This is a genomic window from Pseudomonas sp. EA_65y_Pfl1_P113, from assembly GCF_963970525.1.
GTDB classification, from domain to species: domain Bacteria; phylum Pseudomonadota; class Gammaproteobacteria; order Pseudomonadales; family Pseudomonadaceae; genus Aquipseudomonas; species Aquipseudomonas tritici.
On the sequence record NZ_CAXAQM010000003.1, the window covers coordinates 76,270 to 101,604 of the forward strand.

General features: G+C 58.9%; 22 protein-coding genes and 2 pseudogenes. 14 read left to right on the forward strand and 10 right to left on the reverse strand.

The genetic code is table 11. From position 1 onward, the window contains the following. Positions 1–39 precede the first annotated feature (39 nt). From AACY52_RS04200 to AACY52_RS04210, 3 genes are all read left to right on the forward strand, one after another. Positions 40–2,031, forward strand: coding sequence for a nucleoside-diphosphate sugar epimerase/dehydratase (locus AACY52_RS04200; protein WP_339560332.1), 1,992 nt, complete (start codon positions 40–42; stop codon positions 2,029–2,031). Between the two features lie 99 nt (positions 2,032–2,130). Beyond that, positions 2,131–3,153, forward strand: a complete 1,023-nt coding sequence (locus AACY52_RS04205; RefSeq protein WP_339560293.1) for a glycosyltransferase family 4 protein — start codon at positions 2,131–2,133, stop codon at positions 3,151–3,153. A 161-nt stretch (positions 3,154–3,314) separates the two neighbouring features. Next, entirely contained in the window at positions 3,315–3,647 is a 333-nt protein-coding gene (locus AACY52_RS04210; RefSeq protein ID WP_339560294.1) for a ComEA family DNA-binding protein, read from the forward strand. A gap of 130 nt (positions 3,648–3,777) precedes the next feature. On the opposite strand, the gene AACY52_RS04215 is transcribed toward AACY52_RS04210, so the two are convergent. From AACY52_RS04215 to AACY52_RS04225, 3 genes are all read right to left on the reverse strand, one after another. After that, positions 3,778–5,322, reverse strand: a complete 1,545-nt coding sequence (locus tag AACY52_RS04215; protein WP_339560295.1) for an IS66 family transposase — start codon at positions 5,320–5,322, stop codon at positions 3,778–3,780. Positions 5,323–5,339: 17 nt separating this feature from the next. Further along, the gene (gene tnpB / locus AACY52_RS04220) at positions 5,340–5,699 is read right to left on the reverse strand and encodes an IS66 family insertion sequence element accessory protein TnpB (protein ID WP_339560296.1); all 360 of its coding nucleotides are present in this window, start codon (positions 5,697–5,699) and stop codon (positions 5,340–5,342) included. Positions 5,700–5,768: 69 nt separating this feature from the next. After that, positions 5,769–6,140 (reverse strand): TetR/AcrR family transcriptional regulator, encoded by a 372-nt coding sequence (locus tag AACY52_RS04225; RefSeq protein WP_339560297.1) that lies wholly within the window; start codon positions 6,138–6,140, stop codon positions 5,769–5,771. 132 nt (positions 6,141–6,272) lie between these two features. Between AACY52_RS04225 and AACY52_RS04230 the strand changes: the two genes are divergently transcribed. Together AACY52_RS04230 and AACY52_RS04235 are read left to right on the forward strand one after the other, a co-directional pair. Then, the gene (locus tag AACY52_RS04230; protein WP_339560298.1) at positions 6,273–6,917 is read left to right on the forward strand and encodes a GntR family transcriptional regulator; all 645 of its coding nucleotides are present in this window, start codon (positions 6,273–6,275) and stop codon (positions 6,915–6,917) included. A 15-nt stretch (positions 6,918–6,932) separates the two neighbouring features. Beyond that, positions 6,933–7,781 carry a DUF1989 domain-containing protein gene (locus AACY52_RS04235; RefSeq protein WP_339414802.1) on the forward strand — a complete coding sequence of 283 codons (849 nt, stop codon included), beginning with the start codon at positions 6,933–6,935 and terminating at the stop codon, positions 7,779–7,781. 8 nt (positions 7,782–7,789) lie between these two features. Here the strand turns inward: AACY52_RS04235 and AACY52_RS04240 are convergent, their stop codons facing one another. Continuing rightward, positions 7,790–7,957 carry a DUF2897 family protein gene (locus AACY52_RS04240; protein WP_003172675.1) on the reverse strand — a complete coding sequence of 56 codons (168 nt, stop codon included), beginning with the start codon at positions 7,955–7,957 and terminating at the stop codon, positions 7,790–7,792. A 111-nt stretch (positions 7,958–8,068) separates the two neighbouring features. After that, positions 8,069–9,433, reverse strand: coding sequence for an ethanolamine permease (gene eat / locus AACY52_RS04245; protein ID WP_049709334.1), 1,365 nt, complete (start codon positions 9,431–9,433; stop codon positions 8,069–8,071). A gap of 425 nt (positions 9,434–9,858) precedes the next feature. On the opposite strand from eat, the gene kdpF reads away from it, so the two are divergent. The 6 genes from kdpF to AACY52_RS04275 all read left to right on the forward strand — a co-directional run bounded on the left by kdpF (position 9,859) and on the right by AACY52_RS04275 (position 17,906). After that, on the forward strand, positions 9,859–9,948 hold the full coding sequence (gene kdpF / locus AACY52_RS04250; protein WP_003218754.1) for a K(+)-transporting ATPase subunit F: 90 nt from the start codon (positions 9,859–9,861) through the stop codon (positions 9,946–9,948). A 9-nt stretch (positions 9,949–9,957) separates the two neighbouring features. Continuing rightward, complete coding sequence (gene kdpA / locus AACY52_RS04255; protein ID WP_339560299.1) at positions 9,958–11,658, forward strand: potassium-transporting ATPase subunit KdpA; 1,701 nt, start codon at positions 9,958–9,960, stop codon at positions 11,656–11,658. A gap of 20 nt (positions 11,659–11,678) precedes the next feature. After that, positions 11,679–13,736 carry a potassium-transporting ATPase subunit KdpB gene (gene kdpB, locus AACY52_RS04260; RefSeq protein ID WP_339560300.1) on the forward strand — a complete coding sequence of 686 codons (2,058 nt, stop codon included), beginning with the start codon at positions 11,679–11,681 and terminating at the stop codon, positions 13,734–13,736. Between the two features lie 100 nt (positions 13,737–13,836). Beyond that, entirely contained in the window at positions 13,837–14,382 is a 546-nt protein-coding gene (gene kdpC, locus AACY52_RS04265; RefSeq protein WP_339414799.1) for a potassium-transporting ATPase subunit KdpC, read from the forward strand. Between the two features lie 145 nt (positions 14,383–14,527). Further along, positions 14,528–17,179, forward strand: coding sequence for a sensor histidine kinase KdpD (locus AACY52_RS04270; RefSeq protein WP_339560301.1), 2,652 nt, complete (start codon positions 14,528–14,530; stop codon positions 17,177–17,179). A gap of 37 nt (positions 17,180–17,216) precedes the next feature. Further along, positions 17,217–17,906 carry a response regulator gene (locus AACY52_RS04275; RefSeq protein WP_010211910.1) on the forward strand — a complete coding sequence of 230 codons (690 nt, stop codon included), beginning with the start codon at positions 17,217–17,219 and terminating at the stop codon, positions 17,904–17,906. 116 nt (positions 17,907–18,022) lie between these two features. On the opposite strand, the gene AACY52_RS04280 is transcribed toward AACY52_RS04275, so the two are convergent. After that, on the reverse strand, positions 18,023–19,060 hold the full coding sequence (locus AACY52_RS04280) for a patatin-like phospholipase family protein (protein ID WP_339414797.1): 1,038 nt from the start codon (positions 19,058–19,060) through the stop codon (positions 18,023–18,025). 218 nt (positions 19,061–19,278) lie between these two features. On the opposite strand from AACY52_RS04280, the gene AACY52_RS04285 reads away from it, so the two are divergent. From AACY52_RS04285 to AACY52_RS04295, 3 genes are all read left to right on the forward strand, one after another. Next, the gene (locus AACY52_RS04285; RefSeq protein WP_339414796.1) at positions 19,279–19,557 is read left to right on the forward strand and encodes a hypothetical protein; all 279 of its coding nucleotides are present in this window, start codon (positions 19,279–19,281) and stop codon (positions 19,555–19,557) included. Positions 19,558–19,640: 83 nt separating this feature from the next. Then, positions 19,641–20,402: a CHAD domain-containing protein gene (locus AACY52_RS04290; protein ID WP_339414795.1), complete on the forward strand. Its 762-nt coding sequence runs from the start codon at positions 19,641–19,643 to the stop codon at positions 20,400–20,402. A 91-nt stretch (positions 20,403–20,493) separates the two neighbouring features. Beyond that, positions 20,494–21,291: an acyl-CoA thioesterase domain-containing protein gene (locus AACY52_RS04295; protein ID WP_339414794.1), complete on the forward strand. Its 798-nt coding sequence runs from the start codon at positions 20,494–20,496 to the stop codon at positions 21,289–21,291. A 33-nt stretch (positions 21,292–21,324) separates the two neighbouring features. Here AACY52_RS04295 and AACY52_RS04300 read toward each other — a convergent pair. The 4 genes and pseudogenes from AACY52_RS04300 to AACY52_RS04315 all read right to left on the reverse strand — a co-directional run. Beyond that, positions 21,325–21,564 (reverse strand): annotated as a pseudogene (locus tag AACY52_RS04300) (terminase); the annotation flags it as partial. An 847-nt stretch (positions 21,565–22,411) separates the two neighbouring features. Then, positions 22,412–23,230: pseudogene (locus AACY52_RS04305) on the reverse strand (RHS repeat domain-containing protein); the annotation flags it as partial. After that, on the reverse strand, positions 23,206–23,568 hold the full coding sequence (locus AACY52_RS04310) for a hypothetical protein (protein ID WP_339415054.1): 363 nt from the start codon (positions 23,566–23,568) through the stop codon (positions 23,206–23,208). The pseudogene AACY52_RS04305 and the gene AACY52_RS04310, both read right to left, overlap by 25 nt. 199 nt (positions 23,569–23,767) lie before the next feature. Then, a complete protein-coding gene (locus AACY52_RS04315; protein ID WP_339560302.1) occupies positions 23,768–25,249 on the reverse strand; it encodes a methyl-accepting chemotaxis protein in 1,482 nt (493 codons plus the stop codon). Between the last annotated feature and the right edge of the window lie 86 nt (positions 25,250–25,335).

A 25,335-nucleotide genomic window follows, 5' to 3' on the forward strand; every position in this document is an offset into this window, starting at 1 on the left:
GGTGGACAGTCCGAAAGTCGAACGAAGGGATCTCGTGCAATGCGTGAGCGTTTATTGAATCTGCCGCGCAGCTACAAGCGTTTCTTGCAGTTGATGGTCGATGTGATTTTGGTGTGGGTCGCGCTTTGGCTCGCGTTTGTGGTGAGGTTGGGTATTGAGCAACCCATCAACCCGTTCGGCGATTACGCCTGGTTATTCATTGCTGCGCCGATCATCTCTGTTCCTATTTTTATCCGGTTTGGCCTGTATCGCGCGGTGATGCGTTACTTCGGTAACGAAGCGTTGGTCAGCATATTCAAAGCCGTGGCGTTGTCGTCTCTGGTATTGACGGTCTACGTCTACCTGTATCGACCGGACGTACTGGTCCCGCGTTCGTTGATCATCAACTATTGGTGGCTTAGTTTGCTGATGATCGGCGGGCTACGGTTGTTCATGCGCCAGTATTTCCTCGGTGATTGGTTCCTTGCCGGCCAGCATGTACCTTTTTTACGCCAGGACGACGACGCTATCAAAGTCGCTGTCTATGGCGGTGGCGCGGCAGGTAACCAGTTGGTCGCGGCACTGCGGTCGGACAAGTCAATGCGACCGGCTGCGATTATCGACGACGATGAAAGTATTGCGCGCCGGGTAATAGCCGGGCTGAAGGTTTACCCCTTCTCTGATATCGAACAGATGATTGAGGAGACAGGTGCAACCGAAGTTCTGTTGGCCATCCCATCGGCTTCACGCGCCCGGCGCCGTGAGATTCTTGCTGCGCTTGAATGCTATCCAGTACACGTGCGTACGATCCCTGGGTTCATGGACTTGGCCAACGGCCGCGTCAGTGTCAGCGATCTTCAGGAAGTCGATATCGTCGACCTGCTCGGCCGCGATCCGGTTGCTGCACAGCAGGCTTTGTTTGAGCGCTGCATCCGCGATCACGTGGTGTTGGTGACAGGCGCGGGTGGCTCCATTGGGTCGGAATTGTGCAGGCAGATCCTCACCAGTAGGCCGACGGCGTTGATCTTGTTCGAGCACAGTGAGTTCAACCTTTACAGCATCCAGATCGAGTTGGAAAAGCTGATCCAAGACAGAGGATTGAATCTGGAGCTGGTGCCGATCCTGGGCTCGGTTCGCAACACTGAGCGCCTGCTGGATGTGATGCGTACTTGGAAGGTCAATACGGTTTATCACGCAGCCGCCTATAAACACGTGCCTATCGTCGAGCATAATGTTGCTGAGGGCGTGTTGAATAATGTCCTGGGTACTTTGCTCACCGCTCAGGCTGCTGTGCAAGCTGGAGTGGAGCACTTTGTGCTGATCTCCACCGATAAGGCTGTGCGCCCGACTAACGTCATGGGGTGCACCAAACGACTGGCAGAAATGACGCTGCAGGCGCTGAGTCGGGAGCCCGAGCCTCTGCTGTTCGGTGAGCATTTCACACAGCCCTGCATTAACAACACCCGTTTCACCATGGTCCGTTTCGGTAATGTGCTGGGCTCTTCGGGCTCGGTCATTCCGTTATTCCGCGAACAGATCAAGAGTGGTGGGCCGATTACGGTCACTCATCCGAATATGACGCGCTATTTCATGACAATCCCGGAAGCGGCGCAGTTGGTCATCCAGGCGGGCTCCATGGGGCAGGGTGGTGACGTATTCGTACTCGACATGGGGCAGCCGGTAAAGATCGCGGACTTGGCGGAGAAGATGGTGCATCTTTCCGGCCTTTCGTTGCGCAGTCCCGAAAGGCCCAGCGGAGACATAGCGATCGAGTTCACCGGGTTGCGTCGTGGTGAAAAACTTTATGAAGAATTGCTGATCGGTGACAACGTATCTCCGACCGAGCACTCGATGATCATGCGCGCCGACGAGGAACATTTGCCTTGGGAGCAGTTCAAACTGGCAATTTCATCACTTCTCGATGCTGTCACTGCGGATGACTATGTCCAAGTCCGGCAGTTGCTCGGCGATACCGTGAGTGGGTATTTTCCCGAGTGCCAGATTGTGGATCTGATTCATATACGCCGTCAGGAAAATGCTGAGGACGTTTGATCTAGGCAGAGAGTTGAACTGTCGCTTTCTGGACCGTGCATCAGGCCAAGCAGTTATAAGTCCCAATAGAAAATTTTAGGTTTTGGAGTTTTTTGGATAATGAACTATTGGTGGCTGATTCCGGCGCTGTTCGGACTTTCCTTTTTTCTGACGGCAGCCCTGCGTCGCTACGCGTTGTCGCGGAAAATGCTCGATGTACCCAATGGTCGCAGCTCTCATTCCATCCCCACACCACGGGGTGGGGGCGTTGCGATTGTACTGAGCTATCTGGTGGCTTTGGTTGCATTGTTTGCAGGTGGTCTCATCGCTGCGCCCTTGTTCTATGCGCTCATTGGAGCTGGCGCATTGACCGCCATTGTCGGGTTTCTGGATGATCACGGACATATAGCTGCGCGCTGGAGATTGTTGGCGCACCTCACTGCAGCCGTATGGGCGGTAGTATGGCTTGGAGGGTTGCCAACTATAAGCGTGTTCGGCTTGAGTGTTGATGTCAGCTGGTTTGGTTACATGTTCGCGACCATTTATCTGGTCTGGATGCTTAACCTTTATAACTTCATGGACGGTATTGATGGCATCGCCGGCGTTGAGGCCATAACAGTCTGCTTGGGCGGTTGCGTCTTATACTGGATCAACGGTACCCCAGGCGAAGGTTGGCCTTTAGTGACCCTGGCTTGTTGCGCTGCAGGGTTTCTACTCTGGAATTTCCCGCCGGCCAGAATATTCATGGGCGATGCCGGGAGCGGATTTCTTGGCATTGCACTCGGCGTGTTATCGATTCAGGCAGCCTGGGTTTCACCAACGATGTTTTGGGCTTTGTTGATACTCCTTGGAGTATTCATTGTAGACGCTACGTTTACGTTGTTACGTCGCCTGATACGAGGCGACAAAGTTTACGAAGCACACCGCAGCCATGCTTACCAATTCGCATCGCGACAATTTGGCAAGCATCTGCCTGTCACTTTGGCTGTAGGAATATTCAACGTGTTCTGGCTGTTGCCTGCTGCGCTGTGTCTGATCTCCTACGATTTGGACGGCGCTACGGTATTGGCGGTGGCTTACGCTCCATTGGTATTTTTGGCAGTCAAATATCGCGCCGGTGAGTTGGAGCGCAGCACGGCGTAAACTGACCGTGCGTACAGTTATTGATTTAAACGTAATGAACACAGGCAGTGAGATTTAACATCCTGTAATGGACACATTTTTGACAGTTACCTGATATCACCTAAGTTTGGGAAGCAGCTTCGGAACAGCTGCTTTCCTCACCAATATCATGGAGCTTCAAAATGCAAAACACTTACCTCACCTCCCTCATCTTCGCCTTCCTCACCACTCTCTCCGTCACCACCACCGCAGCCCCGTCCATCAAACCCGAAGCCCCAACCCCGATCACCGCGCAGATGTCCAAGGGCGAGCAGCCCGCCAAGGTCAACCTCAACGCCGCCGACGCCGAAACCCTGCGTCGTGACCTCTTTGGCATCGGTGCAGCGAAAGCCAAGGCGATCGTGGCCTACCGCGAAGGCAATGGCCCGTTCACGGCGGTGGATGAGTTGTTGGAAGTGAAGGGGATCGGTAAGGCGTTGCTGGAGAAGAATCGCGAGAGGCTGGTGATCAACTAAGTCAGAAGGGGAGGCCGGTCATTGACCGGCTTTTTCATCTTCTGAAATCTGGTTTTTCAAGTTTTCTCGCACGACGTCCCATATGGTAAGCGATCCACGAACTACACCGACCTCCAGATGAGGCAGTCGTTTACCGTGGCATCTCTGGCGAGCAGTTCCATGGCAGCAAGGCTTCGTAGTCCCCAACCGATTGTGCCTGCGGCAGTCTTTCCAGTACGTGGCGCAGCCACGTATAAGGCTCCTGGCCGTTGACCTTGGCGGTCTCGACCAAACTGTAGATCTGCGCACTGGCGGTGGCACCCTTGGGCGTGTCGCTGAACAGCCATGCCTTGCGCCCGATTACAAACGGCTTTATCGCGCGCTCCGCCGCGTTGTTGTCGATCGGTAAAAAACCGGCCTCCACGTATCGCTCCAGACGGCTCCAGTTGTTGGCCAAATAATTCACGGCTTTACCCAACACACTTTGCGGCGTCACTTGGGACTGTGTTTTATCCAGCCAGCTTTTCAACTGCCCCAGGATCGGCAGGCTCTTCTCCTGACGACCGATAAAACGCTGTTCATCGCTGACGTCCTTGAGTTCACGCTCGATGCCGTACAGCTTATTGATCATTGTCAGCGCGATATCGGCACGTCCGGTTTTGCCCTTGGGCTGCACTTTCTGCGCGTCGACAAACTTACGACGCGCATGAGCCATGCACGCCAATCGCTCAACACCGGGCTGCAACGCCAACGCGTTGTAACCCGCATAATCGTCGGTCATCACGTAGCCGCGATAACTTTCCAGCAGGCGTAGAGGCACTTCCTGCGCACGGCTGGTGGTGTAGTCAAATAGCACAACTTTTCGATCCGGCGGCCCGCTGGCCTGCACCCACATCCACGATTGGCTGGTGGGGTCTCGATCTGGCTCTTTCAGTACCTGGACTCTTGTTTCATCGCAGTGGATGACCGGACTTTCCAGTAATCGGTCGCGCATTAAATTCAGCAAGGGCTGGAAGTGTTCGCTGCACTGGATGACCCAGCGCGCCAGTGTTTGCCTTGGAATATCCACACCGTGTCGACTCAGCACGGTTTCGAAACGATGCAACGGCAGGCCATCGACGTACTTGGTGGTTAAGAGCATGGCCAATACGCTGGGGCTGGCCATGCTCTTTTCGATCATCTGAGCGGGTTTGTCTGCGGTGACCGGCGCGGTTTCACAACCGCGGCAACCGTAAACTTTGCGGATGTGTTTGAGTACGCGAATCTGCATCGGCACGATCTCCAGCTGTTCGCTGGTTTCTTCACCGATGACGTGTTTGCGGCAGCCGCAAGCGCAGGTCAGTTCGTGCTCGGGCAGTTCGTGGGTCACTTCGACGCGTGGCAGATCAGCCGGCAGTGGCTTGCGTTTGCCGCGACGCGGCGTCGAAGCAACCGCTTCTTCGTCAGCGTCGCCGACTGGAAGCATCGGCTCGCTTTCGGGCTCATTGAACAACGCCAGTTGCGGCGTGTTGGGCTCGATGGTCTGCTCGGATTTTCGACCGAACAAACGGTCGCGCAGCAGTTTGATCTGTTCTTTCAAATCGACGATATGAGTCTGGTATGCCTCAGCCGTTACTTGCTGACGACTGAGTGCTTCAAGCAACATTTGCTTGAGCAAAACAGGATCATCGGGAAGGTCTTCGGGTATCAAATTCATACCGGGGATTATACCCGTCAGGCGACGAATCTTGGCGTTAAAACCTTATGAGGACGATTGCGCCAGAGATCAAAGCCATCCAGTAACCAGTTCAATTCCTGGACAGTCAGCACGATCACCTCGTCGACCTCATCAGGGGAAAGTTTGAAACGTTCAGACTCCAGGCGCTTGAGCCAAAGGCAGAAGCCGTTGCGCTCCCAGTACAACACTTTGACGCGGTTGCGGTGGCGATTTAGAAAGACGAAAAGCACCGGGTCGAACACCGCAACTTTGATGTCCAGTTCGACCAATGCAGCCAGGCCGTCGATGGACTTTCGAAAATCTACAGGCTTCGGGTAGAGGTACACTTTTTCAACGCTGGCATTGGGACGCATCATGGTGATGGGCTCCTGATGGAAATCGGGAGCACAGCATCAGCCGTCAGCTATCCGCTTGGAATGTGGAGTTCATGGAGCGGATACCCCATATGCGCATCGCAGTGCTTTGTCCTCGACGCTCCGGGCCAGCACCAACGCTCCCACCAGTGTCGACATCATCACCAGGCTTTGTGCATCATCCTGTTCATTCCCCAACGCCGTTTCAATCTGTTTGAGCCGTGCGCCGAGTACTGCGTCCGTTGTTGCGCTGTGCTGGCCTCTAAGCCCGAGTTCAGAGGACATGGATTTGAAGTGCGCGTAAAACCCACCATGCGTCAGGTTCAGCGCTTTAATCAACGGCTGTAGGCCGGTGGCGCCGATGCCGTCGCGGCGAAAACGCACGGAGGCTTCCTTGATGATGCGTTGGTGGGGCTGGGCTTTGTGGTCGGATGAATAACGCATAGAAAGGCCTCGGTTACAGGTTGGCATTCTAACCATGTTGTATCGATTTAGATGTATGTCCTCTGTCTTGGACGTGGGCATGAAAAGTGGTTACCTCTACGCATGAGATTGTTCAACAATCGTGAGGCAATCATGACATCCAGCTTGTCTTTAGCCGACCAAATCGCCTTGGGACTCCGCGCCGACATCATCGGCGGGCGGCTGTTACCAGGCATGCCATTGATCGAAGCTGAACTGGTGAAAGCCTACAACGCCTCGCGCAACACCATCCGCGAAGCATTGCACCGTCTCGGCCAGGAAGGCCTGACCCGCTACGTGCGCAACAAGGGCGTCATGGTCCGGCGGCTGGAGTGCGACGAGGTGCGTGATTTGTTTGTAGTCCGCCGCACCCTGGAGTTGCAGGCCATCGCCCAGAGCGGCCCTCTGACAGAGGATCAATCGGAGCGCATGCAAAACGCAATCGACGCCACCACCCTGGCCCGCGAGCGCGAAGACTGGCGTGCGGTCGCCACCCACAGCCTGGTGTTTCACCAGCAGATCGTTGGGTTGATGCGCAGCCCGTTGTTCGATGAGTTTTTTGCCCAGGTCATCGCCCAACTGCGTCTGGTGTTTTGCGCCGCGCCTGACGAGCAGCGTTTCCAGTCGCCATGGTTGGAGCGCGATCGTGAGATTTACACGTTACTGGTCCAGCAGGATAAACCGGCGGCAGGCGAGGCGATGAGCCTCTACCTGGGTAATTCGGAACGTGTGCCGTTGGCCTTGTTTTACCACCCCTGATCGAGGATCCGCACCATGTACAAAGATTATCCGGCCGCTTATCAGGTCAGCAAAGGTTCGGCGCTGCAGGTCGACACGGCGTTTTACGAGCGCATCCGTGACCATAAACAGCAACGTACGTTGATCGAGCAGTTCGAGGTACCGATCCGAACCGGCAGGGCGTGGAAGGTGCCGGCCGGGCATGTGTTTCGTGTGACCACGCCGGTCGGTCCACAGGTGGGTGACTTCAATGTGTGGAACGCCAACGACCCTCGCGAACGCCTGTGGGCGGCGCGCACGCGTCAGTTGCAGGGTGCCCATGTGAGCACGCATGACCGGTTGTGGTCGAATCTGCCATTTTTAAGACCGCTGGTGACGATCACCGATGACAGCCTGGCCAGTTACGGCACCGATGAGCATGGCGGGCGCTTGCATGATTTGCTCGGCACGCGTTGCGATCCGTATGTGAATCGGATGCTCACCGGCGAGGACTTCCATCACCATTGCCATTCGAACCTGACGCGCGCGGTTTTACCCCACGGTCTGACGGAGTTCGACGTGCATGACGTGCTGAACATTTTTCAGTGCACGGGCCTGAATCATGACGACATGTATTTCATGAAGGCTTGCCCGGCGCAGAAGGGCGATTACCTGGAGTTCTTTGCAGAGATTGATTTGCTGTGTGCGCTGTCGACGTGCCCGGGTGGGGATTTATCGTTGCCGATGTGGGGGCCGGAGGCGCAGGACCCTCTGACGGTATGCCGTCCGCTCGGGGTTGAGATCTACAAGTTGGAAGATGAATTGCTGAACGGCTGGAGCCAGCCGGAGCGTGCTGCCTACAAGGGGCAGCACGGTTTGCAGATTGCCAAGGCGGCTTGGGAGTAACCCAAGGCTCAGCGATCCTGCGCGTCCTTCGCATCCGCTTGGGCGTTACGCTCGGCCACGCGTTTGCGTTGTTCGTCGGTGAGTTCGACCTTGTTGGCGCTGTCTCGCAGCATCATCAGCCCACCGACGATCGACCCGATCGCGACCACCATAATCAACCACGCATACCACGGCATAAGGCTCTCCTTGAGGCAGATCACCGTGGGAGAATTTTCCCACGGGGATAACTGCTTTGAGTAACAGGCTTTCTCAGGAGTTCAGTGTAGGCCTATTCCGCCTCGTTAACCTCAGAGTCCGGTCAACATCGCATCCGCAGGTGCATCCGCGCGGTCTTGCGCGGTCATCTGGAAGTAAACGAACCCAACGGCCATAAAGCCCAGGAAGATCAGCCCGATCAGCGTGTTAAACCACGCCATGGCCACCAGGCACACCACCGCCAGCACCAACGCAATGCCGGGCACGATCGGATAACCCGGTGCGCGGAAGGTGCGCTCCAGCAACGGTTCGGTCTTACGCAGTTTGAACAGGCTGAGCATGCTCATGATGTACATCACGATGGCGCCGAATACGGCCATGGTGATCATCGCTGCGGTCAGTGTCATGCCGCCCAGGTTGATCAGGCCGTCGCTGTAGATCGCGGCGATGCCGACCACGCCGCCGGCGATGATTGCCCGGTGCGGTGTCTGAAAACGCGACAGTTTGGCGAGGAAAGACGGCAGGTATCCGGCGCGGGCCAGGGCGAAGAACTGGCGCGAATAGCCCAGGATGATGCCGTGAAAACTCGCTACCAGGCCAAACAAGCCGATCCACACCAGCATGTGCAACCAGCCGGAGCTGTCGCCGACCACGGTTTTCATGGCTTGTGGCAATGGGTCGTTGATATTGGAGAGGGTGCGCCAGTCGCCCACACCGCCGGCAAAGAACATCACGCCCATGGCCAGGATCACCAGGGTCAGGATGCCGCTGATGTAGGCTTTTGGAATGGTGCGCTTCGGATCTTTCGCTTCTTCGGCGGCCATGGCGGCGCCTTCGATGGCGAGGAAGAACCAGATGGCAAAGGGAATCGCGGCAAACATGCCGGCAATCGCCGGGGCGCCAAAGGTGTCGGAACCGGCCCAGCCATTCAGGGCGAAGTTGCTGAAGCTGAAGGCGGGCGCTACGACGCCCATAAACACCAGCAACTCGGCGACGGCGAGTACGCATACCACCAATTCGAAGGTGGCGGCGAGTTTCACACCAAGGATGTTCAGGCCCATGAACACGATGTACGCGCCGACGGCCGCGTGTTTCGGGTCCAGCGCCGGGAATTGCACGTTCAGATATGCGCCGATGGCCAAGGCGATCGCAGGCGGCGCGAAGACGAACTCGATCAAGGTCGCGAGCCCCGCGATCAAACCGCCTTTCTCACCAAAGGCACGACGGCTGTAGGCAAACGGCCCACCCGCGTGAGGAATCGCGGTGGTCAGCTCAGTGAAACTGAAGATGAAGCAGGTATACATGGCGGCGACCATCAACGAGGTCACCAAAAAGCCCAAGGTCCCGGCGACGCCCCAGCCATAGCTCCAGCCGAAGTATTCGCCGGAAATCACCAGGCCGACGGCGATGCCCCACAAGTGCAGGGTGCCCAAGGTGGGTTTGAGTTGTGTGTTCATTGTGCTGCTCCCTGAACGGTTTGGAATGATTCAAGGTGTTGCAGCGTGCATGCCAGCTTGAGAATCATTGTCGTAAAGCCGTGCAACTGTCGCCATGGGAACGGTTTGGCGTTTGAATTTGCCCTGCGTTGCACCAGATAAGTGCTGTATTGACTGAGCTGGCGCCTTCGCGGGCAAGCCCGCTCCCACATTGGGCCGCGTATTTCCTGCTGAAACGCGGTCGAGTGTGGGAGCGGCGGTGCGACGATTCGACTGGCCCGCGATGAGGCCCTCCCATCCACGGCAAATCCCGCTGTAAACCCCGCATAAACCCACTCTTTACGCCGTCTTTACGCCCCGCCCATACCCTCGCTCTCGTTCCTTTACACCACTCCTGCCGACAATTGACCCACACGCGGCACTCGCCGCTAAACGGAGAGACTTCCATGAGCGTTCTGGACGGGGTGTCACTGCTATTGGCCGTGGCGCTGTTCATTTATCTGCTGGTTGCGCTGTTACGCGCGGATCGGAACTAGGAGCTGGCCATGCACAGTTATGACTATTGGCTGATCATTGCCTTTTTTGCCTTGGTGCTGGTGCCGGCCCCGTTCCTGGGGCGGTTCTATTACAAAGTGATGGAAGGGCAGCGCACCTGGCTGAGCCCGGTTCTGGGGCCTGTGGAGAAAGCCTGTTATCGCCTGGCGGGCGTGGACGAGCAGCAGGAACAAAGCTGGCAGAAATACATACTGGCCTTGCTCGCGTTCAATCTAGCGAGCTTTTTGCTGTTGTTCACGATCCTGTTGTTCCAGGACTATCTCCCACTGAACCCGCAGAAATTGCCGGGTCAGGAATGGACGCAGGCCTTCAACACGGCGGTCAGTTTCATGACCAACACCAACTGGCAGTCCTACAGCGGTGAGGCGTCTTTAAGCTACCTCAGCCAGATGGCCGGCCTGACCGTGCAGAACTTCGTCAGTGCTGCCACTGGCCTGTCAGTCCTGATTGCTCTTTGCCGTGGGATCGGTCGCAAATCGGCGCAGACATTGGGTAACTTCTGGGTCGACATGACCCGCGCCACCCTCTACGGCCTGTTGCCGTTGTGCCTGGTGCTGGCGTTGTTCCTGGTGTGGCAGGGCGTTCCGCAAACCTTCGCCCATTACGTCGATGCCGTGACGATGCAAGGCGTGGATCAAGTGATCCCCCTGGGCCCGGCGGCCAGCCAGATTGCGATCAAGCAGTTGGGTACCAACGGCGGTGGCTTCTTTGGTGTCAACTCGGCGCACCCGTTCGAAGACCCGACTGCCTGGGCCAACCTGTTCGAAGTGGCATCGATCATCCTGATCCCGGTGGCGCTGGTGTTCACCTTCGGCCACTACGTGAAAGACCTGCGTCAGAGCCGTGCGATTCTCGGCTGCATGCTGGCGCTGTTCCTGATCGGTGGCGCGACCTCGTTGTGGTCCGAATACCAGCCCAACCCGACCCTGAACAACCCGGCTGTGGAGCAGACCGCGCCGCTGGAAGGTAAGGAGGCGCGCTTCGGCACCACCGGCACGGTGCTGTGGTCGGTGACCACCACCGCAGCGTCCAACGGTTCGGTCAACGGCATGCAGGACAGCCTCAGCCCCCTCAGCGGGATGGTGGCGCTGGTCAACATGATGGTCGGCGAAGTGATCTTCGGCGGCGTCGGTGCCGGCATGTACAGCATGTTGCTCAATGTGTTGATCGCGGTGTTCCTCGCCGGCCTGATGATCGGCCGCACCCCGGAATACCTCGGCAAGAAGCTGCAGGCCAAGGAAGTGCAATTGCTGGTGGTGACGCTGCTGGTCATGCCGGTTGGCGTGCTCGTGCTCGGTGCCATCGCCGCGAGCCTGCCAGGCCCGGCCGGTGCCATCAGCAACCCAGGTCCGCACGGCTTCAGCCAGTTGCTCTACGCCTACACCTCGGCCAGTGCCAACAACGGCTCGGCGTTCGGTGGCTTCAGCGCCAACACACCGTTCCACAACCTGATGCTGGGCCTGGGCATGTTGATCGGTCGCTTCGGCTACATCCTTCCGGTACTGGCCCTGGCCGGCAGCCTGGCGATGAAGAAGGCCGCACCGATTGGTCAGAACAGCTTCCCTACCCATGGCCCGCTGTTCGTGACCCTGTTGACCGTGACCATTTTGCTGGTGGGCGGCTTGACCTTCCTGCCGACGCTGGCACTGGGCCCTATTGCTGAACATCTGAGCATGGCTGCTTCTAAATGAAGAGCGAAGGGGATATGAAAATGAATATGCCTGCAAAAAACGCGGCTCCGGTGCAAACCCAAGAGCCCGCCAAAACCGCGATTTCCGCCCTGTGGCGCCCGGCGCTGGTCCAGGCGTTCGTGAAGCTGGACCCGCGCCAACTGCAACGCTCGCCAGTGATGCTGGTGGTCGAGCTGACCGCCATCCTTACCACCGTGCTGTGCTTTGTGCCGGACACGACGGTGCCGACCTACGTCGCCGTGCAAATCGCTGTGTGGCTGTGGTTCACCGTGCTGTTCGCCAACTTTGCCGAAGCCTTGGCCGAAGGGCGCGGCAAAGCCCGTGCCGACAGCCTCAAGGCCGGCAGCGAAGGCCTGAGCGCACACCGCAAAGAGGCCGATGGCAGCTTCAAAGTGGTGCCGGCCACCAGCCTGCGCAAAGGTGATGCGGTGCGCGTTACCGCTGGGGAAATGATCCCCGGTGACGGCGAAGTCGTTGAAGGCATCGCGGCGGTTAACGAAGCGGCGATCACTGGCGAATCCGCCCCCGTGATCCGCGAGTCCGGTGGCGACCGTTCGGCCGTCACCGGCAACACCCGTCTGGTATCGGACTGGCTGCTGATCCGCATCACCGCCAACCCGGGTGAGTCGACCCTGGACCGCATGATCGCCCTGGTGGAAGGCGCCAAACGCCAGAAAACCCCCAACGAAGTCGCGCTGGATATCCTGCTGATCGGCCTGACCCTGATCTTCCTGCTGGTGGTGGTGACCCTGCAACCGTTCGCCCACTTTGCCAATGGCAGCTTGCCGTTGGTGTTCTTGGTCGCACTTCTGGTGACGCTGATTCCTACGACCATTGGCGGCTTATTGTCGGCGATCGGTATCGCCGGTATGGACCGCCTGGTGCGCCTCAATGTGATCGCCAAGTCCGGCCGCGCCGTGGAAGCGGCGGGGGACGTGCATGTGCTGCTGCTGGACAAGACCGGCACCATCACCTTTGGTAACCGTCGCTGTACGGCGGTGGTCGCGGCGCCTGGCGTCAGCGGCAAGGAAGTGGCCGAAGGCGCGTTGTTTGCCTCCCTGGCGGATGACACGGCGGAAGGTAAATCCATCGTCGAATACCTGCGCGCCTTGCACCCGCAAGCCGAGCCGACTGCGGATGAGCTGACGGCCGTGCCGTTCAGTGCTGAAACCCGCTTGTCTGGCGTCGATTATCAGGGCCGTGTGTTCCGCAAAGGCGCCGTGGATTCGCTGCTGGCGTTTATCGGCCAACAACGCAGCGACCTGCAACCAGCACTGTCGCGGGAAATCGACAAGATCGCCCAGAGCGGTGGCACGCCATTGCTGGTGTGTGCCGATGGCAAGTTGCTCGGTGCGATTCACCTGAAGGACGTGGTCAAGCCCGGCATCCGCGAGCGTTTCGCCGAGTTGCGCAAACTGGGCATTCGGACCGTGATGGTGACGGGCGACAACCCGCTGACCGCTGCTGCGATTGCTGCCGAAGCCGGCGTGGACGACGTGCTGGCCGAAGCCACGCCGGAGAAAAAACTCGCCCGTATTCGTCATGAGCAGAACGACGGTCGCCTGGTGGCGATGTGCGGCGACGGCGCCAACGATGCTCCGGCCCTGGCCCAGGCGGACGTCGGCATGGCGATGAACGATGGCACCCAGGCCGCTCGCGAAGCCGCCAACATGGTCGACCTCGACAGCGACCCCACCAAGTTGCTGGACGTGGTGCAGATCGGCAAGGAATTGCTGGTGACGCGCGGTGCGCTGACCACCTTTTCCATCGCCAACGACGTGGCCAAGTACTTTGCGATTTTGCCGGCGCTGTTTGCTTCGATCTACCCGCAACTCGGCGTGCTCAACGTGATGCACTTGCAGAGCCCGCAAAGCGCGATTCTCTCGGCCATCGTGTTCAACGCGCTGATCATCGTGGTGCTGATCCCGCTGGCGCTGCGCGGTGTGCGCGTGCAGGCGGCGAGCGCGGCGGCCTTGCTGCGGCGCAACCTGCTGATCTACGGGCTGGGCGGGCTTGGGGTGCCGTTCGTGGGCATCAAGGCGATCGACATGCTGCTGACGGCGTTGCACCTGGTGTAACCGAACCCGCTCTTTGTAGTGAGCGGGCTTGCCCCGCGCCGGGCTGCGAAGCAGCCCCATTGCAACACGGCAGAGCGTCCCACAAATTGAGGAATCCAAAATGTCCAACCTAATCCGTCCGGCCCTGAGCCTGCTGGTGCTCATGACCCTGATCACCGGCGTCGCTTACCCACTGGTGGTGACCGGCGTCGCCCAAGTCGCCTTCCCGGATCAAGCCAATGGCAGCCTGGTACGCGACGCCAGCGGCAAAGTGCGCGGCTCCAGCTTGATCGCCCAGGACTTTACCGGTGACAGCTGGTTCCACCCGCGCCCCTCGGCCGGCGCTTTCGCGACGGTTTCCAGCAGCGCCAGCAACCTTGGCCCAAGTAACCCGGCGCTGGCGACGCGCATCTTTGATGATGCGAATAAACAGCGCGTGCCCAGCCAAGGGCCGGTGCCTTTGGCGTCGCTGACTACCTCTGGCAGCGGTCTTGATCCACACTTGCCACCGGAAGCGATTGCCTATCAACTGGCGCGGGTGGCGGCGGCGCGGAGTGTGCCGGTGTCGACCTTGCAGCGGTTGCTCGATGAGCATATCGAAAGCCCGTTGGTAGGGCCGCCGGTGGTGAATGTGCTGGCATTGAACATGGCTCTGGAAAAACTGTAACCCCCTGTGGGAGCGGGCTTGCTCGCGAAAGCGGTGTATCAGCCAATGTATCTGTTACTGATAGACCGCCTTCGCGAGCAAGCCCGCTCCCACATTGGATCGTCAGTGGGCCTGAATACTTGAATACCTGAAGGAACCCCCAAGCATGAGCGACTCCGGCCGCGCCGATGCCCTGCTAGCCGATCTGCCCCGCAACGGCCGTGGCCGGCTCAAAGTCTTCCTTGGCGCCGCGCCCGGCGTGGGCAAGACCTACGCCATGCTCCAGGCCGCCCATACCCAGTTGCGCCAGGGCGTGAAGTTGATCGCCGGCGTGGTCGAGACCCACGGCCGCGCCGAGACCGAAGTCTTGCTCAGCGGCCTGCCGCAGCAACCGTCGCTGCGCACCGAATATCGCGGCGTGATGCTTGAAGAAATGGACCTCGACGGCCTGCTCGCCGCCCAGCCCAAGCTGGTGCTGGTGGACGAGCTGGCCCACAGCAACGCCCCCGGCAGCCGCCATGAAAAGCGCTGGCAAGACATCCAGGAACTGCTCGCCGCCGGCATCAACGTGTTCACCACGGTCAACGTCCAGCACCTGGAAAGCCTCAACGACCAAGTACGCGGCATCACCGGCGTGCAGGTGCGTGAAACCCTGCCGGACTGGGTGCTGCAAGAGGCCGACGAACTGCTGCTGATCGATCTGCCCTCTCGCGAGTTGCTGGAGCGCCTGCGCGACGGCAAGGTCTATGTGCCGGAGCAGGCCCGCGCGGCCATTGATGCATTCTTCACCCAGACCAACCTCATGGCCTTGCGCGAGTTGGCGATGCAAACCGCCGCCGCCCATGTCGACGATGATTTGGCCCAAGGCTACCGCCAACTCGGCCAGGCCGCGCCGGCAGTACGTGGGCGTTTGTTGGTCGGCGTGGACGGCGATGCACAGGCCGAACGCCTGGTGCGCCATGCCAGCCGTGTTGCCCAACGCCGGCATTTGCCGTGGAGCCTGGTGCACATCGATAACGGCCGTGCGCGGGATGAGCAGTTCCGATTGCGCCTGCAAAATGCCCAGCAACTGGCCGAACGCCTTGGCGGTGAAGTGGTGTTGCTGCGAGCCGGCGAGGTGGCCAAAACGCTGATCCAGCATGCCGCCGAACGCCGCGCCAGCCTGGTGTTGGTGGGGCAGTCGCGGATGCGTTGGCGGCGTCGGTTGTTCGGTGGCGGCCTGGCTGCGCGTTTGCTGCGTAATGCGCGTAGCTTGGAAATCAACGTCCTCGACAGCGATGACATCCCCGCACCGTCACGCTTGCCGGACGTGCGCGGCCTGGTGTGGTTCGACTATGCGCTTGCGGTCGTGGCGACGGTGGTTGCTGCGGCATTGGCTTGGGCGGTGTCCAGCGTCTTGCCGCTGCCGAATATCTCGCTGGTGTTCCTGGCGGCGGTATTGCTGGTGGCCGTGCGCAGCAGCCTGGGGCCGTCGCTGGTGTGTGCGGCGTTGTCGTTCATAACCTACGACTTCCTGTTTATCCCACCGAAATTTTCCTTCGCCATCCAGCGCGAAGAGGACGTGCTGACCCTGTTGTTCTTCCTGTTGATGGCGGCGTTGACCGGCAACCTCGCCGCACGTCAACGCCGTCAGTTGCAGGCGTTGCGCGACACCCAGGAAGAAACCAGCGAACTGCTCGACCTGTCACGCAAACTGACCGCCGCCACCGATCGCCAGGCGGTGATCAGCGCCGCGGCGCATCACCTGGAAGGCTGGAGTGACCTGGACCTGTGCCTGGTCAACCGCGATGGCCAGGGCGGTTGGGCGATTGAGACCGGCGGCCCGCTGACGCTTACCGAAGCCGAGCGCGCCGCTGCTGATTGGGCCTGGCAGCATGACCAACCGGCGGGCATGGGCACTGGCACCTTGCCGTTCGGGCGTTGGTGGTGGTGGCCGGTGTCAGCCGAAGAGGGCCCGTTGGGTTTGCTGGGCGTCAGTCCAAAACCCGGCCAGGAACTGAGCGGCCAACGCCGTCGCTTGCTGACTGCCCTGAGCCAGCCATTGGCCCAGGCGCTGGCGCGGGCGCAACTGGCCCAGGAGCTGGAGTCCGCACGGTTGCACGGTGAGACCGAGCAACTGCGCAGCGCCTTGCTGGCCTCGGTGTCTCACGATTTGCGTACGCCGCTGACCTCCATGCGCGGCAGCATCGACAGCCTGTTGGCGCTCGGTGAGGCCATCCCGCTGGAAGATCGCCGCGAGTTGCTTGAAGGCACCCGCGATGAGGCCGAACGTCTCGACCGCTATATCCAGAACTTGCTCGACATGACGCGCCTCGGCCATGGCGCTTTGAAACTGGCGCGGGATTGGGTGTCGCCGGGCGATATCGTCGGCAGCGCCCTCGGTCGTTTGCGTGCGGTGCTGGCGCCGTTGAAGGTGAGTACCGACGTGCCGCCTGAGTTGCCACTGTTGTATGTGCATGCTGCGCTGATCGAACAAGCGCTGGTTAATGTGCTGGAAAACGCCGCGCGTTTTTCACCGTCTCAAGGGCGTTTGCAACTGAGCGCGGGCGTGCTGGATAACCAGCTGTTTTTTGCCGTCGCTGATGAAGGCCCAGGCATTCCCGAAGACGAGCGCGCAAAGATTTTCGACATGTTCTACACCGCCGCACGGGGTGATCGAGGCGGGCAGGGCACAGGCTTGGGCCTGGCAATCTGCCAGGGCATGGTCGGTGCCCACGGCGGGCATCTCAGCGTGGCCGACGGCATTGACGGGCGCGGCACCTGCATCACCTTGTTCCTGCCCTTGCCGACACAGCCTGGCCTGGAGCGCGAGGCATGAGCTACCCTGTTTTCTTCACGGATTTTGATTGGACACCATGAGCCAGACCGCGACGATTTTGGTCATTGATGACGAACCGCAGATCCGCAAATTCCTGCGCATCAGCCTGGCCTCCCAGGGCTACAAAGTGATTGAGGCCGGCACCGGCAACGAAGGCCTGGCCCAGGCGGCACTGAGCAAGCCGGACCTGCTGGTACTCGACCTTGGCTTGCCGGACATGGACGGCCAGCAAGTGCTGCGCGAATTCCGTGAGTGGTCGACGGTGCCGGTGTTGGTGCTGTCAGTCCGCGCCAGTGAAGGGCAAAAAGTCGAGGCGCTCGACGGTGGCGCCAATGACTATGTGACCAAACCCTTCGGCATCCAGGAGTTTCTCGCCCGGGTACGTGCGCTGCTGCGCCAGGCGCCCGCGGGTGAAGCCCAGGAAGCGGCCTTGCGGTTTGGCCCATTGACGGTCGACCTGGCCTATCGCCGCGTGCTGCTGGACGGTGCCGAAGTGGCGCTGACGCGCAAGGAGTATGCGGTGCTCGCGCAGCTCGCCCGGCATCCGGGGCGGGTGATTACCCAGCAGCAATTGCTCAAGGATATCTGGGGGCCGACCCATACTGAGGACAGCCACTATCTGCGTATTGTGGTGGGGCATCTGCGGCAGAAACTGGCGGATGATCCGACACAGCCGAGGTTTATCGTGACCGAGGCGGGGGTAGGGTATCGGTTGTTGAGTGCTTAGATGTTTGGCGTCGGCTCCGAGGCCATCGCGGGCAAGCCCGGCTCCCACAGGGGGAGTGCATTCCAAAGGTTGGAGCTGGCTTGCCTGCGATGGCGTCATCAGCAGCACCTTAACCCTCAACTCTGCTCACGCTCATACCGATCCAACGTATCACTGGCAATCTCCCGCCCCAGCGCAATCAACTCCGGCGCTTTGTAGAACTCGAAAAACCGGCACACCCGCTTCGGCACGTTGATCAGCACATCCGGCGGGTAGCCGGCGATTTTGTACTGAGCCAGCGAGGTTTGCATCACCTCGAAGCTCTGGTTGATCAGGTCCAGCAGCGACGCCGGGCCGACGTTATCGATGATGAACGACCCGGTCGCCGACTTCGGTGCACCGGGTTTTTCCGGTGCGGCGTTGGGTTGTTGGGATTCCGGCTCGGCCGAGTCCAGCCACGGGTTGATCTCTGCCGCTTGCGCCTCCAACGCCTCTTGCTCCAGCTTCAGCAATTGTTCGGCCTGCTTGCGGCGAAACGGCAGGTGCGAACCGAGTGATTTGGCCAGATTGTTGAAGCGACTCTTGAACGCTGGCGGGCGTTGGATCACCGGCAACCGGTACTGCTTCTGGTTGGTGGCGTTGAGGTTGACCGCGATGATCAAGTCACAATGGCTCGACACCACCGGCACGATGGGCAGTGGGTTGAGCAGGCCGCCGTCCACCAGCATGCGGTTGCCTTGCATCACCGGGGTAAACAGGCTGGGAATCGCCGCGGAAGCGCGCATGGCCTGGTGCAGGCAGCCTTCCTGGAACCAGATTTCCTGTTGGTTGGTCAGGTCGGTGGCGACGGCGGTGTAGGGGATGCGCAGTTCTTCGATATTGATCTCACCGACGATCTTGCGGATCTGCCCGAAGACCTTCTCGCCGCGAATTGCCCCCAGGCGAAAACTCACGTCGACCAGGCGCAGCACGTCGAGATAGTCGAGGCTTTCAATCCAGTTTCGATACGCCTCCAGCTTGCCGGCGGCGTAGATCCCGCCGACCACGGCCCCCATGGAGCACCCGGCGATACAGGCGATGTCGTAGCCGCGCCGTTCGATTTCCTCGATAACCCCAATATGGGCGTAGCCCCGGGCCCCGCCGGAGCCCAGCACCAAGGCAACACGTTTTTTCATGGTCCATGTCCTTCCTAATGCAGGCGCCCACAATGCACCCATTGAGGTGGCAGCTTCAATCTTCGCTAGGCATGTAATATTTTTCCTGAATACTCGCGGCGCTCGGGTATGCTCGGGTGTATAGGTACTGTCGATTTCAGGCTAAGGATTAGGCACTTTTCCATGTAGGCAACGTCTACAACGTACGACTGTTTTTTCTTTATCTTGAGGTGTCATCGATGAAAGCTTGGATGTGTGTGCCTGTGATCGTGTTGGCCCTGGCCGGTTGTGCCGGTAAAACCGCGTACCGCGACAGTTGCGGCTCGCAATTGGACGCTGCCTGGAAGGAGCTCGACCTGGCCAAGGCTGAGGGTTTTGCCGGCACGGTGAGCTACTCCAAGGCCTTGTCTTTGTTGACCGGCGCCAAAACCCAGCAACAATTTGAAGCGTTCGAAGGCTGCTCCACTAAAGCCGAGAAAGCGCGGTTCTATATTCGTGAGTCTCGCGCCGGGCGTTGACGCGTAGCGGCTGTCGAGTGCAACGAGGCTGCATCGGCGGCCATGAGTTATCTGGGAATTTTCGTCGTCAGGGGGAGGAAGGGATGTCAGCTTTGGTCGATCAGTTAGTCGCTCAGGTCATTAGCCTGGAAGTAGGGTTACTGAGCTGCCAGGCTCGCCTCGCCGCCGTCACCGACGATGAAGCCTTGCATGACTTGCGCACCACCGTGCGCCGACTGCGCAGCCTGTTGCGTCCCTTGCGCGGTCTACCTGGGGTAGAACAGCTTGAATTGGCAGCCAGCAAGGTCGGCCAACTGACTACGCCGCTACGCGACCGCGAGGTGCTGGCGGCGTATTTGCATCAGCATGGCCATCACGAAGCCGCGAGCCGGCGCCTGCGTTTGCAACCCGATGCCTATCGCCAGGTGGCGCAAAGCCCGGAAGTTGCCCATTTGCTGCAGATACTCGACGCCTTCCCACGTTTTATTCGTGCCTCTGAACACCAGAAACTGCTCAAAGGCCTGCGCCCGCGCATCGAGAAACGTCTGGCCAAGCAATGGCAGAAACTCGGTGAAGCGTTGAAAGACCCCGACCATGATCGTCACCGCCTGCGGTTGCTGATCAAGCGCGTGCGCTACGCTGCGCAAGCGTATCCCGAGCTGGACAAATTGCCTGCCAACGCCCTGTCACGCTTGAAAAAAGCCCAAGCTGCCCTCGGGGATTGGCATGACTGCTGGCAGTGGTTGGCCCAGGCCGAGCACCAGGCCGATCTGCAACCTTGTGTTGCGGTATGGCATCGCACCATGGCCAAGTCGGAAGGGCAGGCCGATCGCGTGCTCGCCAAATTCAGCGCCGATTGTTTCTGAGCCGGTCCGGCTTTTGGCCGGAATAGGCGCTGCACGTCACGGGCCCGATGATTAAGATCACCCATCTGTTCCTTCTGATGTGAGACGCGCCATGCGCTTTAGTGATTTGCTCGACGCCGCACGAAGCAACCCGCTGGATGTAACTCTCCCCGCGGAATGGGCCCAGGGCCGCGCAACGTTTGGTGGGCTGGTCGCCGCATTGCAATACGAAGCCCTGCGCGCCCAGGTGCCAGCCGATCGGCCTTTACGATCAATGGCAATCACCTTTGTTGGCCCGGTAGCGCCGGACGTTTCTGCCAGTTATCAAGTCGAAGTGTTGCGCGAAGGCAAGGCCGTTAGCCAATTGCTCGGCCGCGTGACGCAGAACGGTGAAGTGGCGACACTGGTACAAGCCAGTTTCGGCGCGTCGCGAGCGTCGGAAATCGCTGTCGAGAGTGAAGCACCGCCGGTGTTCAAACACTGGAATGAGTGTCAGGAACTGCCCTATATCAAGGGGGTCACCCCTGAATTCATGCGCCACCTGGCGATGCGATGGAGCGTCGGCGGCTTGCCATTTACTGGCAACAAATCCCGCGACATGGGCGGGTGGGTACGTTTACGCGGGGATGTAAAAGAAGAGCCACTGACCGAGGCGCATATCCTCGCCTTGGTCGACGCCTGGCCACCGGCCCTACTGCCGCACCTGAAAAAGCCGGCACCGGGCAGCACCCTGACCTGGACCATCGAGTTCATCCAACCTTTGCAAAATCTCACGACGCTCGACTGGTGCCAGTACCATGTCAACATCGAGCACGCCCGCGACGGCTACGGCCATGCCGCTGCCGCGCTATGGAGCCCCACCGGCGAGTTGATCGCCATCAGCCGCCAGACCGTGGTGGTCTTCGCCTGACCTCAATGTCGGTGGCGTTGCTGTTCAACACAAACTGGCTTGGACTTCCACGCTATGACCCTGCCGCTGCAAGGCCAGACCAGCCAGGACACCGACAATGCCGACGGCGACACTGGCAGGGCTTGTGCTGAATACCCCGGATACGATCAACAGAAACCCGATAATGAACAGCGGCACCGCAATCAGGCGCAATGCCTGGTTGGTCGGGTGCTGGTGGTTCTGCGGGTAACTACGCCATTGCCAGGCGGGGAGGTTGGGGTGACGTTTGCCCATGATGGTGAATCCTCTGTCCGTTGAAATGCTATGGACAGAGTTTAGGTGGGGCGGGGCGAGTGGGCGAATTGGGGTTGCCTATGGGGGGCATAGGGAATACTCACCTAAAGTCTGCAAGAGCATTTTTTAGCGGATGTCGAGGCTAAATGTTCTGGGCGAGTCTAGCTGTGAATGTACTCGTATACCTCTGGATAGAAGATTTTCCTGATGTCTAAGGTGCTGATCGCAAACTCTAATTTCTCTGAATGTATAGCGTGACATATGATTTGAGCGACGCCATGCGTTTCAGTGTCATGAAATTTGAATAACAGATTTTCTTCGTCTGCCAATATTAATTTAAAGTCGTCCGTTGTGGATATGTACTCTAAATGGCTTAGTCGTTGCCATAATGACTCTGGTTGGTAGTCTTGTCTTGTCATTAAAGTTGCACGGCTACGGTATGCCTTTAGTTTGTTTGGATCTATATGGTCTGGACGGGTGTCCAAATACTCTACTCCAGAATAAATTGAGGTTGCTTCATTTTTTCTGAATATGTCTTTGGGGCCTGAGTTTTTCGCAAAGCGCCTTAACGCTAGGTACTCCTGTGTCTTGTTGTACTTGGGAGTCCTAGTGGTATACCAAGTTAGTATCAGTGGCCATTCATGTGTCAACAGCGATGCGAGGGCGAGCCAAGTGTTCCACACATTTTCAAAGTCTGGATTAAGGAGTGTAAACGTGGCATACCCTCGTTCTTCTGTAGGGTGTAGGTGTGCCCAGGGGTGTATGCCGGTTTCGTGTATGAAGACTGTGTCCATTAATCACCTTTTAAAATGCGTATGGGAGTCATTGCCGATGGTTAACGGAACTTTTACCCCTCAACGGTAACCTCGGTATTGAAGTGTGGAGCATGATTGCCTTTTTCATGACCTAATGAATGCTCACGAATTTCTACATCTCTATAAAGTAATTCGAATTCGTAAACCCTTCCTTGAATGTAGCGATCTTGATCGGTGATGGTTTCTCGGTAAACATTTTTGGGATGCTGAGTCTTAGGTACACCTCCGATTGCTTTTGCTCTTTTAAAAGCTCCATTTCTAGAAAGTCTGGTATCAAAGCCTTTGGGTAGCTCAACGTCACCCTCATTGATTTCAACGTTTTCCCCCGGATTTTCTGGGCGATTTGTGGGTTTACATCCATCCTCCCCCGGACACCTGCTCAGCCCTAGCGGATCCACCCAACCCGTAGGGTTGGGCACGTACTGGTAGGCGTTAATCCCACCCGCCAACTTAACTGGATCTGGCGTCAGGTAGCGACCAACATCCGGATTGTAATAGCGATGGCGGTTGTAGTGCAGCCCGCTTTCTTGATCGAAGTATTGGCCTTGGAAGCGCAGCGGGTTGTCGACTTTTCCTATGTCCAGGCGGCTGATTTCACCGTAGGCGCGGTAGTGCGCGGACCAGATGATTTCGCCATCTGGGGCGGTGAGTTCTTGTGGCGTGCCGATGTGGTCGAGTTGGTAATGGTAGGGCTTCGTTTCTTTTGGACCGAAACCTTCCAGCAGCGCCAACGGGCGAAAGCTGTCGGGTTCGTAGAGGTAACTGCGGTGGCGGTCCGCGTGGTGTTCGGCGATGAGTTTGTCGCCTTGCCAGAAGAACTCGGTGGTTAGGCCGTCGATGGTTTTGCTGATGGGCGGCCATCGGGAGCAATCGCTTGTAGCATCACCGGCGTATTGCCGATGGGCACAAAGCGTGTGCTCTCGAACATATGCACCAAGGTCAACGCGCCCTGGGCTTTGCAGACGGCAACCGTGCGATTGGGTTTTTTGGAGGACGCCGGAGCGACGAGAGAAACCTCTTCCCCCACCTTGAATACCTGCTCGACTTCCAGCGACGAGCCACTCCAGACGCTCTCGGCCCATTCGTCAAAAGTATTCAGGCAATCCCGAAAGTCACGAAAGACGCTTTCGACGTCTGGCGCTTTGGCATTCATCGGCGACAGGACAAACTTGCCAATGACCGGAATCAAGAGGCCGTCCAACGGGGCACGGTGTTAACGGAGAAGTACATCGGCGGTCCCTCGCGCTGATTGATCAGGCGAGAGACTTTGGAGAGGGTTGGTAGTGAAAAGAAGTCGGCGTTATTCGCCGGGATAGCTAGGAAGTTTCACCAAAACCTCGGGCAAACCGAGGCTTCGTTGTAGGCAAGGGATTACAGGCTGATCAGTCCTACAGCTTCAACAGCCCAATCGCTTTGCTCAGCTCCCCGGCCAAGGCCGCCAGTTCATTGCTGGTAGTCGCCGAGTCCACAGTCTGCTGCACGGTGTTCTCGGTCACGTCACGAATGCTCACGACCGCGCGGTTCATCTCTTCGGCGACGTGGCTTTGTTGTTCCGCGGCGACGGCGATCTGGGTGTTGCTTTCGCGCATCTGCGCCACAGCACCGGTGATTTCGGCGAGGGCGGCGCCGGCTTCCTGGGCTTGTTGGACGCAGTCGTCGGCCTTGAACGAGCTTTCCTGCATGAAGTCCACCGCGTCGCGGGTGCCGGCTTGCAGGGCTGAGACCATGCGGGTGATTTCGTCGGTGGAGGTTTGTACGCGTTTGGCGAGGTTGCGCACTTCGTCGGCAACCACGGCGAACCCCCGACCCATTTCGCCGGCGCGGGCCGCTTCGATGGCGGCGTTGAGGGCGAGCAGGTTGGTCTGCTCGGCGATGCTGTGGATCACGCTGACCACGCCGTTGATTTTCTGGCTGTCCTCGGCGAGTCTCTGGATCATTTCGGCGGTTTGCTGCACGCCGGTCGACAGGCCGGCAATCGAGCGTTGTACGCGGGTGACCACTTCCCGGCCGCTGCCGGCAAGGGTGTCGGCGGTCTGCGACAGATCCCGGGTGGCGCCGGCGTGCTGGGCAATATGGTGGACGGTGGCGGTCATCTCGTTGATGGCGGTGGCGGCCTGGTCGGTTTCGCTCTGCTGGCCGAGCATGCCGTGCTGCACCTCGTTCATGCTGCTGGCCAGGCGCGCGGCGCCATCATCGAGTTGCTTGGCGGTACGCGCGACGGTGTTGACCACACGTTGATAGCCCGCTTGCATGGCGTTGAAGGCGCTGGCCATCTGGCCGACTTCGTCTTTGCACGCCAAAGGCACACGGGCCGACAGGTCGCCGGTTTTCTCAACGTGCAGCATCACGTCCTTGAGGGTGTTGAGTTGGCTGAGCAGGAAGCGGATCAGCAATTGCGAGGCACCGAGCATCGCGAGCATCAGGATCAATACCGCCACCGCATAGTTGGTGAAGCGTTCGCCGAACACCTGGCTCAGGCTTGGCGCGTAAGCGAGTACGGCCACGTATTGACCGTCAGTGCGGGCGATGACTTCAGCCCCCATCAGTACGTTCTCGCCGAATAACGGCATGTGATTGAGTTCGACCCAGCCAACGCTGCTACCCAGGGCTGACAGGTCCTGGTCGGCCATTTGTGGGACTTGGCCGCGCTTGAACGTCAGCCATTGCTCGCCCTTGGGCAGCGCTTCGCCAGCCGGCCAGGCGCTGAGCAACCGTGCTTGGGCCTGCGCCGAGGCATGGGACGCGCTGCTGCGGGCCTGTTGTTCAAGCTGCAGGGCGTACAGCACCAGCAACAGGGTGGTAATGAAGGCGACCGCGTTGACGGCCCAGAATTTGTACTTCAGCGAGATATTGCTAAGCCAGGCACCCATGGAAGGTTTTCTCTGATAGCGGAAACAGCATTGGCAAGGTGCCATTATTGTGCCGCTATCGAGGAAACCGGTTTTGACATGGGTCA